The 13,281-nt window shown below is 73.4% G+C and carries 14 protein-coding genes; 8 read left to right on the forward strand and 6 right to left on the reverse strand.

What is annotated here, in order from left to right; genetic code table 11:
• Positions 1-5: 5 nt before the first annotated feature.
• The gene (locus ACFZDE_RS14615; protein ID WP_391200498.1) at positions 6-827 is read right to left on the reverse strand and encodes a methyltransferase domain-containing protein; all 822 of its coding nucleotides are present in this window, start codon (positions 825-827) and stop codon (positions 6-8) included.
• A 198-nt stretch (positions 828-1,025) separates the two neighbouring features.
• Between ACFZDE_RS14615 and ACFZDE_RS14620 the strand changes: the two genes are divergently transcribed.
• A complete protein-coding gene (locus tag ACFZDE_RS14620; protein ID WP_391200090.1) occupies positions 1,026-1,568 on the forward strand; it encodes an MOSC domain-containing protein in 543 nt (180 codons plus the stop codon).
• A 63-nt stretch (positions 1,569-1,631) separates the two neighbouring features.
• Positions 1,632-3,251 carry an ATP-binding cassette domain-containing protein gene (locus ACFZDE_RS14625; protein ID WP_391200091.1) on the forward strand — a complete coding sequence of 540 codons (1,620 nt, stop codon included), beginning with the start codon at positions 1,632-1,634 and terminating at the stop codon, positions 3,249-3,251.
• A gap of 90 nt (positions 3,252-3,341) precedes the next feature.
• Here ACFZDE_RS14625 and ACFZDE_RS14630 read toward each other — a convergent pair whose 3' ends face one another.
• Positions 3,342-4,442 carry a Vms1/Ankzf1 family peptidyl-tRNA hydrolase gene (locus tag ACFZDE_RS14630; RefSeq protein WP_391200092.1) on the reverse strand — a complete coding sequence of 367 codons (1,101 nt, stop codon included), beginning with the start codon at positions 4,440-4,442 and terminating at the stop codon, positions 3,342-3,344.
• Positions 4,443-4,508: 66 nt separating this feature from the next.
• On the opposite strand from ACFZDE_RS14630, the gene ACFZDE_RS14635 reads away from it, so the two are divergent.
• A complete protein-coding gene (locus ACFZDE_RS14635) occupies positions 4,509-4,796 on the forward strand; it encodes a DUF6158 family protein (RefSeq protein WP_031109777.1) in 288 nt (95 codons plus the stop codon).
• A gap of 84 nt (positions 4,797-4,880) precedes the next feature.
• Here the strand turns inward: ACFZDE_RS14635 and ACFZDE_RS14640 are convergent, their stop codons facing one another.
• The 3 genes from ACFZDE_RS14640 to ACFZDE_RS14650 form a co-directional block, all read right to left on the reverse strand.
• Positions 4,881-5,429, reverse strand: coding sequence for a DJ-1/PfpI/YhbO family deglycase/protease (locus tag ACFZDE_RS14640; RefSeq protein WP_390995393.1), 549 nt, complete (start codon positions 5,427-5,429; stop codon positions 4,881-4,883).
• 76 nt (positions 5,430-5,505) lie between these two features.
• Complete coding sequence (locus tag ACFZDE_RS14645; protein WP_390995396.1) at positions 5,506-5,937, reverse strand: CBS domain-containing protein; 432 nt, start codon at positions 5,935-5,937, stop codon at positions 5,506-5,508.
• A gap of 76 nt (positions 5,938-6,013) precedes the next feature.
• Complete coding sequence (locus ACFZDE_RS14650) at positions 6,014-6,415, reverse strand: DUF2795 domain-containing protein (RefSeq protein ID WP_390995399.1); 402 nt, start codon at positions 6,413-6,415, stop codon at positions 6,014-6,016.
• A gap of 160 nt (positions 6,416-6,575) precedes the next feature.
• Between ACFZDE_RS14650 and ACFZDE_RS14655 the strand changes: the two genes are divergently transcribed.
• Entirely contained in the window at positions 6,576-6,761 is a 186-nt protein-coding gene (locus ACFZDE_RS14655) for a hypothetical protein (protein WP_390995402.1), read from the forward strand.
• On the opposite strand, the gene ACFZDE_RS14660 is transcribed toward ACFZDE_RS14655, so the two are convergent.
• Positions 6,715-8,508, reverse strand: a complete 1,794-nt coding sequence (locus ACFZDE_RS14660) for a thiamine pyrophosphate-requiring protein (RefSeq protein WP_391200093.1) — start codon at positions 8,506-8,508, stop codon at positions 6,715-6,717. The genes ACFZDE_RS14655 and ACFZDE_RS14660 overlap by 47 nt on opposite strands.
• A gap of 236 nt (positions 8,509-8,744) precedes the next feature.
• Here ACFZDE_RS14660 and ACFZDE_RS14665 point away from each other — a divergent pair, with 236 nt between their 5' ends.
• The 4 genes from ACFZDE_RS14665 (at position 8,745) to ACFZDE_RS14680 (ending at position 13,271) form a co-directional block, all read left to right on the forward strand.
• On the forward strand, positions 8,745-9,539 hold the full coding sequence (locus tag ACFZDE_RS14665; protein ID WP_391200094.1) for a SigB/SigF/SigG family RNA polymerase sigma factor: 795 nt from the start codon (positions 8,745-8,747) through the stop codon (positions 9,537-9,539).
• A gap of 513 nt (positions 9,540-10,052) precedes the next feature.
• Positions 10,053-10,766, forward strand: a complete 714-nt coding sequence (locus ACFZDE_RS14670) for a hypothetical protein (RefSeq protein ID WP_391200095.1) — start codon at positions 10,053-10,055, stop codon at positions 10,764-10,766.
• A gap of 208 nt (positions 10,767-10,974) precedes the next feature.
• Positions 10,975-12,222, forward strand: a complete 1,248-nt coding sequence (locus ACFZDE_RS14675; RefSeq protein ID WP_391200096.1) for an aminotransferase class I/II-fold pyridoxal phosphate-dependent enzyme — start codon at positions 10,975-10,977, stop codon at positions 12,220-12,222.
• A complete protein-coding gene (locus tag ACFZDE_RS14680; protein WP_391200097.1) occupies positions 12,219-13,271 on the forward strand; it encodes an MBL fold metallo-hydrolase in 1,053 nt (350 codons plus the stop codon). The genes ACFZDE_RS14675 and ACFZDE_RS14680 overlap by 4 nt, the downstream gene beginning before the upstream one ends.
• Positions 13,272-13,281: the final 10 nt, after the last annotated feature.

The following is a 13,281-nucleotide window of genomic DNA, read 5'->3' on the forward strand; positions in this document are numbered from 1 at the left end:
GTGCGTCAGGCTTCCTTGCGGCAGAGGATCTCTGCGTGCAGCACGCCGAACCACCCGTCCTCCCGCGTGCCCCACTCCCGCCAGGCTTCGGCCACCTCCCGCAGCCCCGCCGCGTCGGCGTGCCCGCCCTCGACGGCCCGGTCCGCGTAGGCCGACGCCAGGGTGCGGTCGGCCCACAGCCCGCTCCACCAGGCCCGCTCCTGCGGTGTGGCGAAGGTCCAGGTGGCTGAGGTCGCCGTGATGTCCGTGAAGCCGGCCCGCAGCGCCCAGGCCTTCAGCCGCCGCCCGGCGTCCGGCTCGCCGCCGTTGGCCCGGGCCACCCGGCGGTAGAGGTCCAGCCACCTGTCGAGCCCCTCGGACGCCGGGTACCAGGTCATGGCCGCGTAGTCGGCGTCCCGTACCGCGACGAGACCACCCGGCTTGACCACGCGCCGCATCTCGCGCAGCGCCCGCACCGGGTCGCCCACGTGCTGGAGCACCTGGTGGGCGTGGACCACGCAGAACGTGTCGTCCGGGTAGTCCAGGGCGTGCGCGTCGGCGACCGCGAAGTCGATGTTGGCCAGACCCCGTCCGGCCGCCGTGGCCCGCGCCTGCTCCAGGATCCCCGGCGCCCGGTCGACGCCGGTGACCCGCCCGTCGGGCACGAGTCCGGCCAGGTCGGCGGTGATCGTGCCGGGCCCGCAGCCGATGTCCAGGATCCTCATGTGCGGCTTGAGCGAGGGCAGCAGGTACGCGGCGGAGTTGGCGGCGGTGCGCCAGGTGTGCGAGCGCAGCACGGACTCGTGGTGCCCGTGGGTGTAGACGGCGGTCTCCCGGGGTTCCGGCATGGCGGATCCCACCCCTTCCGGTCGGGTCGGCATGGGATCACCGTACGCAGGATTTCCGTATGTTGAGACCAGCATCCCGCAATATGGACTGACGGGCCGTCAGTGTGCCGTGTCCCGCCGGGAACGGGGTGGACACGCCGTCCCTCCCGGGGCAGGCTCGGGGCTGATCATCATCACCGCATCAGGGGGAACCGAGAGATGAACGCGCATGTGACGGCGGTCAGCAGCAACGGGGAGTACTCGTTCACCAAGCCGAACCGGGACAGCATCACGCTGCTCGCCGGGCTCGGGGTGGAGGGGGACGTGCACGCCGGCGTGACGGTCAAGCACCGCTCGCGCGTCGCCCAGGACCCCACCCAGCCCAATCTGCGGCAGGTCCACCTCATGCACGAGGAGCTCTTCACCGAGGTCGGCGAGAACGGCTTCGAGGTGGCGCCCGGCCAGCTCGGCGAGAACATCACCACCCGGGGCATCGACCTGCTCGCCCTGCCGACCGGCACACTGCTGCGCATCGGCGACAGCGCCGTCCTGGAGGTCACCGGGCTGCGCAACCCCTGCCTCCAGATCGACCTCTTCCGCGACGGACTGCTGAAGCAGGTCGTCGGACGGGACGAGGCGGGGAACCTGGTGCGCAAGGCCGGGATCATGAGCGTGGTGCGCGAGGGCGGCGTGGTCCGCCCCGGCGACCCGATCCGGGCGGAGCTGCCCAGCGAGCCGCACCGGCCGCTGGAACGGGTCTGACCGGCACCCCCGTACCCGAAACCCGTTTGCCCCGGGCCCCCGCGCCCGCACACAATCGCGCCCATGGGACACCTCGAAGCCGCGCACCTGGAGTACTACCTGCCCGACGGAAGGGCACTGCTGGGTGACGTCTCGTTCCGTGTGGGGGAGGGTGCCGTCGTCGCCCTCGTGGGGCCCAACGGCGCCGGGAAGACCACCCTGCTGCGGATGCTCGCCGGTGAGCTCAAACCGCACGGCGGCTCCGTGACCGTCGGCGGCGGGCTCGGGGTCATGCGGCAGTTCGTGGGATCCGTACGCGACGAGACGACCGTGCGCGACCTGCTCGTCTCCGTCGCGACGCCCCGTATCCAGGAGGCCGCGAAGGCCGTCGACAAGGCCGAGCACGCGATCATGACCGTCGACGACGAGGCCGCCCAGCTGGCGTACGCCCAGGCTCTCGCCGACTGGGCCGAGGCCCGCGGGTACGAGGCCGAGACGCTCTGGGACATGTGCACGATGGCCGCGCTCGGGGTGCCCTACGACAAGGCGCAGTTCCGGGAGGTGCGCACGCTCTCGGGCGGCGAGCAGAAGCGGCTCGTCCTGGAGGCGCTGCTGCGCGGCACCGACGAGGTGCTCCTCCTCGACGAGCCCGACAACTACCTCGACGTCCCCGGCAAGCGATGGCTGGAGGAACGGCTGAAGGAGACCCGCAAGACGGTCCTGTTCGTCTCCCACGACCGCGAACTCCTCGCCCGCGCCGCCGAGAAGATCATCTCGCTGGAGCCCGGGCCCGCGGGCGCCGACGCCTGGGTGCACGGCGGCGGCTTCGCCACCTTCCACGACGCCCGGCGGGAGCGCTTCGCCCGCTTCGAGGAACTGCGCAGGCGCTGGGACGAGAAGCACGCCCAGCTGAAGAAACTGGTGCTGAATCTCCGTCAGGCGGCCGCCATCAGCCCCGACATGGCCTCCCGCTACGCGGCCGCGCAAACGCGCCTGCGCAAGTTCGAGGAGGCCGGTCCGCCCCCGGAGCCGCCGCGCGAGCAGGACATCAGGATGCGGATCAAGGGCGGCCGCACCGGCGTCCGGGCCGTCACCTGCGCGGGCCTGGAGCTCACCGGCCTGATGAAGCCTTTCGACCTGGAGGTCTTCTACGGCGAGCGGGTCGCCGTCCTCGGCTCCAACGGCTCCGGCAAGTCCCACTTCCTGCGCCTGCTCGCCGGGGACGACGTGGCGCACACGGGGGAGTGGAAGCTGGGCGCGCGGGTCGTGCCCGGCCACTTCGCGCAGACCCACGCACACCCGGAGCTGGAGGGCCGCACGCTCCTCGACATCCTGTGGAAGGAGCACGCGCAGGACCGCGGCGCGGCCTCCTCCCGCCTGCGCCGCTACGAGCTGACCCAGCAGGCGGAGCAGACGTTCGAGCGTCTCTCCGGCGGCCAGCAGGCCCGCTTCCAGATCCTCCTGCTGGAGCTACAGGGCGTGACGGCACTGCTGCTGGACGAGCCGACCGACAACCTCGACCTGGAGTCCGCCGAGGCGCTCCAGGAAGGCCTGGAGGCCTTCGACGGCACGGTCCTCGCGGTCACCCACGACCGCTGGTTCGCCCGCTCCTTCGACCGCTTCCTGGTCTTCGGCAGCGACGGCCGGGTCCGGGAGACCCCGGACCCGGTCTGGGACGAACGCCGGGTGGAACGCGCCCGTTAGGGGCGCGGGGAACTGCGCGATCAGCCACCACGCACCCGCACACGCGCTACGGGAAGCACGCGAACGGCGGCCGGGCGCAGAACGACTCGCTCACTTCCAGCGCAGCAGCGCTCCAAGGCCCCCCACCGGCACCTCCTCCTGGGAAACCGCCAGCGCGGGCGCGTCCGTGGCCACCGCGGAGCGGATCAGCGCGTCGTCCGCCCGGGCCGGCCAGGAGTGCTGCTCGCCCAGGATCTTCAGGTCGGTGCGGCGCACCGCGACCTGGTCGGGGTCCTCCCCGATCCACACCTCGCGGTGCGCGTCCGGTCCGTCCGTCCTGATCAGCAGCTCGCCGATACGGTGCTCGCGCGCCGCCTCGACCAGCGCGGGCACGCCCTCCGCGGCCCCGGCCCGGCCCTCGCCGCCCGGGGTGCGGGCGGCGCGGAAGCGCTCCAGCTCCGCCTCGGCCCGCCGCCCCACGTGCTCGGCCCGGGCCCGCTCCACGTCCTCGTCGAGCAGCCGGCTGCCGGTGCCGTGCGGCGCCTCGACCACCAGGTCGTGCAGTCGCTTGGGCAGCCGCTCGTGCACGGACCGCCGCTCCCGGTCGTCACCCACGAGAACCAGCAGGTCGGCCTTGGTCTCCTCCTGGCAGACGGCGAGCGCGTCGGCGATCTCCGCCGCGTTGTGCTCCCAGGTGTTCTCCACCCGCAGCTGGAAGTGCCGCTCGGACCAGTCCGCGGAACTCGTCCGGTGCACCGGCCACTGCCGTCCGGTGACGCTCCCGGCATCCTTTTGGCCCAGCGCGCTGCGCAGCTCGAAGTCGGCGCCCTTGCGGTCGACGTACGCCACCACGCACACCGGGTCCTCCCCGGCCAGCTCCAGCAGCGGCGCGACCCGCGGCAACGGTGCCCATTCGGCCTGGTCACCGCCCTGCGGGGGCCGGACCAGCGGCGGGTCGAGCACGACCTCGCCGGCGCGTGCGAACAGGGCCCGGCCGTGCGGTTCACTGGAGTGCCGCAGCCCTTCGATCGCGCTCCGCACGGCTTGGCACGTCGCCTCGTCCGCTCCCTGCGCGGCCAGCTCCCTGGCCATCGCCTGAGCCGTCAGCTCCCGCTCGTGGGGAGTGGCCTCGGTGTGCCGTGAGGTGTCCACGTACACGGAGGCCCAAGGCCCGGGGTGTTCGTACAGTGGGTGCAGAAAGGCGAGATCCATGGTGTTCCTCCCGGATGCCGCTCGGGGGCAGTGCTCAGGTGCTCCGGGGGCGGGTACCCGGGCCGCATGGACGAACACGAGGAACGGGGCGACACGATGACCGGAGTGGACCCTGACCGGCTGGACGACCAGCAGCTCATGAAAGAGCTGGAGACCATCCACCGCACGCGCCACGACACGCTGCTCTACGGCTCGAACGACGCCCTGCGCGCCCACAACGAGCGCATGGCGCAGCTGGAGGGCGAGTACCTGCGCCGCAATCCGAGCCGCCCCGTGGCCGCGGGCCGCACACGCGAAGGGGCCCGGGAGCGGGGGAGCGGGGAGTCGGCGACTCCCACGGCCCCCGGCACCTGAGCCCCTGAGGACGCGCCCGATGCCCCCGCCGACGCCGTTCACGGCCGGCGGGGGACGTTCAGGGCGCCCTGTGCGCGAGGGCCCTCACGCGGACGCGGTCTCCTTCGCGAAGACGTCCAGGAAGGTCTCGCAGAACGCCTTCAGATCGTCCGGCTTACGGCTGGTGACCAGCTTGTTCGCCCCGTGGTCGCAGACCTTGACCTGCTGGTCGACCCAGGTGCCGCCCGCGTTGCGGATGTCCGTCCGCAGGCTCGGCCACGAGGTGAGCTCCCGGCCGCGTACGACGTCCGCTTCGACGAGCGTCCAGGGCGCGTGGCAGATCGCCGCCACGGGCCGGCCGTGCTCGAAGAAGTCCCGGACGAACGCGACGGCCTTGTCGTCCATCCGCAGGAAGTCCGGGTTGGCGACGCCGCCTGGCAGCACGAGAGCGCCGAACGAGTCCGGCGAGGCGTCGCCCACGACCACGTCCACGGGGAACGTGTCCGCCTTGTCGAGGTGGTTGAAGGCCTGGATCTCGCCCGCCTGCGTCGACACCAGGACCGGCTCGTGACCCGCGTCCTTCACGGCCTGCCACGGATCGGTCAGCTCGACCTGCTCGACACCCTCGGGCGCGACCAGAAACGCGATACGCATGATGTTTTGACGTCCTTTCCTGTTGGGCTTGTCGTGGTGACGCCGGTGACGCCGATCCGCCCGGACCGGTCCGGGCTCACGCGTCTCCCCCGGCGTCGGGCTCGGCGCGGCTGATGTCGGCGAGCGCGGACGCGGGGTCCTCGGACTCGGCCACGTCGCCGAGGCTCACGATCCCCACCGGCAGCCCGTTCTCCACCACCGGCAGGCGGCGCACCGCGTGCTCGCGCATCAGGGTGACCGCGGTCGCCACCCGGTCCTCCGGCGTCACCGTCACGGGATTGCGGGTGCACGCCGTCCGAGCGCTGACCGTCATCGGGTCCACGCCGTCGGCGACGGCCCGTACGGTGATGTCACGGTCGGTGAGTACGCCGATCACGTCCTGCCCCTCGGCCACCACCACGTCGCCGATGTTCTGCGTGCGCATCAGCAGCGCCGCCTCGACGAGCGAGGCGTCCGGGCGCACGGCGACCACACCCGCTGTCATCACGTCCTTGACGTACTCGGCCATCACTGGCGCCTTCCCTCCGTTCCCAGGCGGCCGGTGGGGGGGCGCCGCGCAGCCGGCGCCGCCCCCGGCACGGTCCCTACGCGTACTCCTGCGGCCCGGTCTCACGGGCCCGGACCAGGGCCTGGGCCAGTTCCTGGACATTGCCGTAGCGCTCCTGGCGCGGCAGGCCCTCCAGGGCCTCGACCAGGGCGTCGGGCGCCTGGTTGCCGCGCAGCTCGCGGGCCAGTTCGCGGGCGTTCGCGGGGAACGCCCTGCGGCCCAGGTTCCGGGCCAGCTCCAGCCGGACCGACTCCAGGGACGTCGGCGCACGGCTCGGCGTCACCGGCCCGTGGGCGACCTCGGGGTCGTCCTCGGCGGCCGGCTCCGGGTCGTGCCACTCCTCACTGCGCGTGGGGTGACCCGACCTGAGCAGGCCCTGCAGTTCGTGCTTCATCTCGTCGTCCCGGTGGACGCTCAGCCGGTCGCTGCCTCGCTGCATGTCTCCCTCCAGACGTTCGGGGGCCCGCACCGCGTACCCGCACACCGGAGGGCGACACGGGTTCCGCCGTCCCGATCGCCGCCGTCCGTACTGGTTTGCGCCATGCCCTGCGGGAGACCCGGACCACCCCCCCCCACACCTCCCTGGGGAAGGACACGTCATGGCGATGCTCGCTGTGCTCATCCCGCTGCTCATGCTCGGAGTGGTGCTGGTGCTGGGCCGGTACGAGGAGTTGCTGCTGCCGCAGGAGAACGCCGACCGGCGCGAACCGGCCGGCGTACCGCCCGCGGTCGCGGCGGCTACTTCTTCTCCCGCCCCGGCAGGAACTCCTGCACCTTCGCCCTGAGGCCCCGCTTGACCATCGCCGCCCGGTCCGCGTCGCCCTTCAGGATCGAGGCGGCGGTCGCCTCCAGCTGGTCCCAGGTGGCGTGCGGCGGGATCGGCGGGACGGCCGGATCGGTCAGGAACTCCAGCACCGCGGGCCCGTCCGCCTCCAGCGCGGCCCGCCAGGCCGCCTCCACGTCCTGCGGCTTCTCCACCCGGATGCCGGTCAGCCCCAGCGAACGGGCGAACGCGGCGTACCGCACGTCCGGCAGCTCCTGCGAGGGCAGGAACGACGGCGCGCCTCCCATCGCCCGCATCTCCCAGGTGACCTGATTCAGATCGTGGTTGTTGAACACCGCGACCACCAGCCGCGGATCCTCCCACAGGTGCCGGTACTTGGCCGCCGTGATCAGCTCCGCCATCCCGTTCATCTGCATCGCGCCGTCCCCGACCAGCGCGATCGCCGGCCGGTCCGGGTGCGCGAACTTCGCCCCGATCACATACGGCACCCCGCAGCCCATCGTCGCCAGCGTGCCCGAGAGCGAGCCGCGCATGCCCGGCCGCATGGTCAGGTGCCGGGCGTACCAGTTGGCCGTGGAGCCCGAGTCGGACGTGACGATCGCGTCGTCCGGCAGCAGCGGGTCCAGCGCGCGGGCCACGTACTCCGGGTTGATCGGGTCGGCGTCGAGCCCGGCCCGGCGCTCCATGACGTCACGCCAGCGCGTCACGTTGTCGCACACGGTGTCGTACCACTCCCGCCCGCGCCCCGCCTCGATCAGCGGGATCAGCCGCTCCAGCGTGGCCTTCGCGTCACCGACCAGGTTCACCTCGTACGGGTAGCGCATCCCGACCATGTGCGGATCGATGTCGATCTGCACGCCCCGCGCCGCGCCGAACTCCGGCAGGAACTGGCTGTACGGGAACGACGACCCGATGGTCAGCAGCGTGTCGCAGTCCCGCATCAGCTCGTACGACGGGCGGGTGCCCAGCAGGCCGATCGAGCCGGTGACGTACGGCAGTTCGTCACTGAGGACGTCCTTGCCGAGCAGCGCCTTGGCGACGCCCGCGCCGAGCAGCCCGGCGATCCGCTCCACCTCGGCCCGCGCCCCGGCCGCGCCCTGACCGACCAGGATCGCCACCTTGTCACCGGAGTTGAGGACCTCGGCGGCCCGCCGCACCGAGTCGTCCGACGGCACCGCCGTCCACGCGCTGCGGTCCAGGCTGGACGGCACCATCTTGAACTCGTGCGTCGGTGGCGTGTAGTCGAGCTCCTGGACGTCGCCGGGGATGATGACCGCGGTCGGGCAGCGGCGCGCGTACGCCGTGCGGATCGCCCGGTCCAGCACGTTCGGCAGTTGCTCCGGAACCGTCACCGTCTCCACGAACTCGGAGGCGACGTCCTTGTACAGCGTGTGCAGATCGACTTCCTGCTGGTAGGAGCCGCCCATCGCGGTGCGGTGCGTCTGGCCGACGATCGCCAGCACCGGAACATGGTCCAGTTTCGCGTCGTACAGGCCGTTCAGCAGATGGATCGCGCCCGGTCCCGACGTCGCCGCGCACACCCCGAGCCGGCCGCTGAACTTGGCGTAGCCGACCGCCTGGAACGCGGACATCTCCTCGTGCCGCGACTGCACGAAACGCGGCTCGTTCTCCGCCCGGCCCCACGCGGCGAGCAGGCCGTTGATGCCGTCGCCGGGATAGCCGAAGACGTGCTCCACTCCCCATTCACGCAGCCTGTGCAGGACGTGGTCGGCGACCTTGGTGCTCATGAACGACCTCCCGGACGCGTGGGGACGGAGCCGACCGTACGAGTCACCCTCGGCGACGGCGGAAAACCTCTCCGGGTTTGCCGGTGAGGGCCGGGGGCAGGCGCCGAGGAGTGCTTCGGACAGGAGGCACGTCCGTGGGAGCGGCGAGCGGCCGCACCGGCGCCCCTGTCCACAGTGATCGCGCTCCCACGGTGACCGTCCAACCCAGAGCACCGCCAAGGGAATTGCGACGTATCATGCCGACTCGATCCAGCACGAAGAAGCACCCCCACGACGACGCCCCGGACACCGCCGAGGCCTTCCGCAGGATCGCCTCCCTGCCTGACGGGCCGGAGCGCGACGCCCTGCGCGACGGGATCGTCGAGGCCTGGCTGCCCATGGCCGACCGCCTCGCCGGACGCTTCCGCAGCCGCGGCGAGAACTTCGAGGACCTGCGCCAGGTCGCGGCCCTCGGCCTGGTCAAGGCCGTCGACCGGTACGACCCCGAGCGTGGCAACGCCTTCGAGAGCTACGCCGTCCCGACCATCACCGGCGAGATCAAGCGGCACTTCCGCGACCACATGTGGACGCTGCACGTGCCCCGCCGCGTCCAGGACCTGCGCAACCGCGTGCGCGTCGCCGGCCAGGACCTGTCCCAGACCATCTCCGGCCGCCGGCCCACCGTGGCCGAGATCGCCGAGCACGCGAACCTGAGCGAGGAGGACGTCCGGGCCGGCCAGGAGGCACTGGAGAGCTTCACGGCACTGTCCCTGGACGCGGAACTGCCCGGCAGCGAGGACGGCTACTCCCTGAGCGACGCGCTGGGGTCCCACGACCCGGCGCTGGACACCGTCGTCGACCGCGAGGCCGTCAAGGCCCGGCTGGCGGCCCTGCCCGAGCGGGAGCGGGCGATCCTGTACATGCGGTTCTTCGGCGACATGACCCAGAGCCGCATCGCCGAGGAACTGGGCATCTCACAGATGCACGTGTCCCGACTGATCAGCCGCTGCTGCGGCCGGGTACGAGAACAGGTCATGCGCGACGCGGCCTGACGAACGAGGCCCGGGCTCGCGGGGTCCCGGCGCGGGCTCACGGGGTCCGGCGCGGGGGCCGGGCCGGGGTGTTCTGCGGGGCCGGGGTTGCCGTGCCGGGAGCTGTCCGGCACGGCGCAGGGCTCGGTATGCGGTGGCGTCATACGGGGATGTGGCCTGAGGTCCGCGGCCCCGGCCGGCGGCACCCGGGCCCGTGCGACGCCCGCCGCATTCTGCCCGGCCCAGGCCCGGGTCCGGCGGAAGCCGCTGACGCCCGCCCGGGCCCATCCGGTCCGGCATGCGGCCCGGCGCACGCCCGGGTCCGTCCGGCATGCGGCTCGGCGCACGCCCGGGTCCGTCCGGCACGCGGCTCGGCGCACGCCCCGTGCCGTCCGGCATGCGGCTCGGCGTGGGTGCCCGGTGTGTTCACCCGGTTGGCCGGTGTCGTCCCGCTAATGGGGTCCGGGCCCGGGCGGGGCCGTCGGGGGCGGGATGTCATGGCAGAGGGGTATCACCACCGAAGGAGTCCCCTCGATGCGCCGCAGCCTGCACACCCTGTCCGTCGCCGTCCTGGCCGGCTCAGCCCTGGTGGGCTTCACGACGGCCGTGTCCGCCGAACCCGCCGCCGAACCGGCCGTCGAGGTCAGTCCCGCCACCGTCCGGCCCGGCGGCACACTCACCGTCACGGTCAGCTGCGATCCGACCGGGGGGCCACCGCCCGGCACCATCGACGCCACCTCGGAGGCCTTCGACGAGGGGACGGTGCCGCTCCAGAAGGTCACCGGCACCGACGACGAGGAGTCCGGGCCCACCTACCGCGGCACGGCCCGCATCGCCTCCGCCGAGAACTTCGAGGACGACCCGGACGCCCCGGGCGAGGACTCGGCATGGAGCGTCGAGGGCACCTGCCCGGCCCCACCCGGCGGCGAGGGCGCGATCTGGAGCGCGACGTTCACCGTGGGCCACGGCTCCGCGCCCCACAAGCCGTCGCACCAGCCCACCCACGAGCCCCCGTACGCCCCCGTACGCCCACCCACCCACAAGCCCTGCCCCGAGCCCTCCCACCACGGCGAACAGCACCGCACCGAGTGCGGCGGCCCGCCGGCCCACCGCGGGGTGCGGGCCGGTGACGGCGGTGCCTTCACCGACTCCGTGCCCGCCCTGGTGGCGGGCGGCGTGCTGATCGCGGGCGCGTTCGGTGCCGCCGCGCACCGGCTGCGCCACCGGGAGGGCGACCCCCACCGCTGACCCGCCGGGCCCGCTCCACCGCCCGGAAAGGGCCCGGCTTCCCCCGCCCGGCCCGCTCATGCTGTGACCGTCACAACCCGGCCGGGCGCCCATGGGGCGGCACCACCCTGGGTACTCAGTGCCCGAGGGCACGAGCCGCACCGTACGGCGCACGCGCCGAGAGGCACATCGCACGGCGGCACCAGGCACTGGCACTGCGGAGGTACGGATGCGGCGCACGGCCCCGGAAGGTCACGGCCCCGTCCGATTCGGGCCGCCGTTCCCCGAGGACGGGCTGCCCGTCCTGCCGGAGCTGTCCGCCGTGCTCGCCGCGGCCGCGTCCCGGGGCGGCCACGAGCCCGTCGGCGGCAGCGGGGCCCTGCGCGAGGCCGCCTGCGGCCACTGGCACCGGCGCGGACTGCACTGCGACCCCGACCGGGTGGCCGCCGCACCCGGCTCGCCCGCCCTGCTGCTCGCCCTGACCGCCGCCCTGGGCGGCGACGTCCTCGTACCGAGACCCTGCGCCGCCTGGTGGGCGCCGTACGCACGCCTGCTCGGCCGCCCCGTCTTCCATGTGCCGACCCCGCCGGAGAGCGGCGGCGTCCCGGACCCGTACGCCCTGCTGGAGACCGTGTGCCGGGTCCGCGCCGAGGGCGGTGACCCACGCCTGCTCGTGCTGTCCGTCGCCGACGACCCCACCGCCACCGTCGCCCCTCCCGAACTGCTCCACGAGACAGTCGAGGCCGCCCAGGGGGAGGGCCTGCACCTGGTCAGCGACGAGACCTGGCGCGACACCCTGCACGACCCCCACGACACCGTGCTGCTCAGCCCCGCCGAGATGGTGCCCGACCGGGTCACCGTCGTCACCGACCTGGCCGGTGCCCTGCTCCCGCCCGGCTGGCCGGCCGCCGTGGCCCGCTTCCCGGCCGGTGACGAAGGCGAGGACCTCCACGCGCGCGTGCTCGACATCCTCACCGCCCTCGACGCCCGCGTCGCCGCGCCCATCGCCGCGGCGGCCGGATACGCCCTGGGGGAGCCCGAAGCAGTCACCGCGCGCGTGGCGGCCACCGTGCGCCTGCACGCGCTCCTGGCCGCCGAGGCGCACGCCGCCGTCGTCGCCGCGGGAGCCGTCGCCCGGCCCCCGCGCTGCGGCCGCCACCTGTACGTGGACCTGACCCCGCTGCGCCCGGCGCTGACCGCGCACGGTGTCGGCGACGCCCAGGAACTGGAGGACTTCCTCGGCGCCCGCCTCGGCATGCCCGCCCCGGGCGGGCACCGCTTCGGCGACGAACTCGAAGCCCCGCGCGTGCGGCTCTCCACCGGCGCACTGATGGCCGGCAACGACCCGGAACGCACGGAATGCCTCACCTCACCCACGCCGTTGGAACTGCCGCAGGCGCACCGCGCGTTGGACCGGCTGAAGTCGGTCTTCGACGACCTCCGCGACGAAGCTCAGCGATGGGAGCCTCCTCGATGACGCAGCAGTCCGAGTCGACCACCAGCACGACGACCCGGGAAGCCGACGGGCCCGGGCTCCCGTCCCCTCTCGCACCCCCGTACCCGCCCCTGGCCGAACCCCGGCCGCCGGCCGAGCGACGGGTGTGGCCGCGCACCTTCCACGACCGGCTGACCGCGCCGCTCCCCGGCTGGAAGGCCATGGCCCGCTTCGCCCGGGAGGGCGCGGTGAGACCGGGCCCGGAAGGCCTCGCCGACATCCCCCGGCTGCCCTACGGCCCGGCCCCGCTGCCCCGCGTGGACGCCCGCACCGTCGCCGTCACCTGGGTGGGGCACGCCAGTTGGGTGCTGCGGATCGGCGGACTGACCGTCCTCACCGACCCGGTGTGGTCCCGCCGCATCCTCGGCACCCCGGCCCGGATCACACCCGTGGGCGTGCCCTGGGAGGACCTGCCGCGCGTCGACGCCGTCGTCATCAGCCACAACCACTACGACCATCTGGACGCCCCCACACTGCGCCGCCTCCCGCGCGACACCCCGGTGTTCGTCCCGGCCGGGCTCGCCCGCTGGTTCCACCGCCGCCGCTTCACGCGCGTGACGGAGCTCGACTGGTGGGAGGCGGCCGAACTGGACGGCGTCCGCTTCGACTTCGTCCCCTCCCACCACTGGTCCAAGCGCAGCCTCACCGACACCTGCCACAGCCTGTGGGGCGGCTGGATCCTCACCGACCGGGACGGCCGGCGCGTGTACTTCGCCGGCGACACCGGCTACGGCCACTGGTTCTCCCGCATCGGCCGCCGCTACCCCGGCATCGACCTGGCCCTGATGCCCATCGGCGCCTACGACCCGCGCTGGTGGCTGCGCGACGTGCACTGCGACCCGGAGGAGGCGGTCCAAGCGGTGCAGGACCTCGGCGCGACCAGGATGGCCCCCATGCACTGGGGCACGTTCGTCCTCTCCGCGGAACCGGTCCTGGAGCCCCTCACACGCGTACGCGCGGCCTGGGAGAAGACGGGCCTCCCCCGGGAAAACCTCTGGGACATGCCGATCGGCGCGTCAAAGATGCTGTGAGGACACCCCC

It is taken from the genome of Streptomyces sp. NPDC007929 (assembly GCF_042959065.1).
GTDB lineage: Bacteria > Actinomycetota > Actinomycetes > Streptomycetales > Streptomycetaceae > Streptomyces.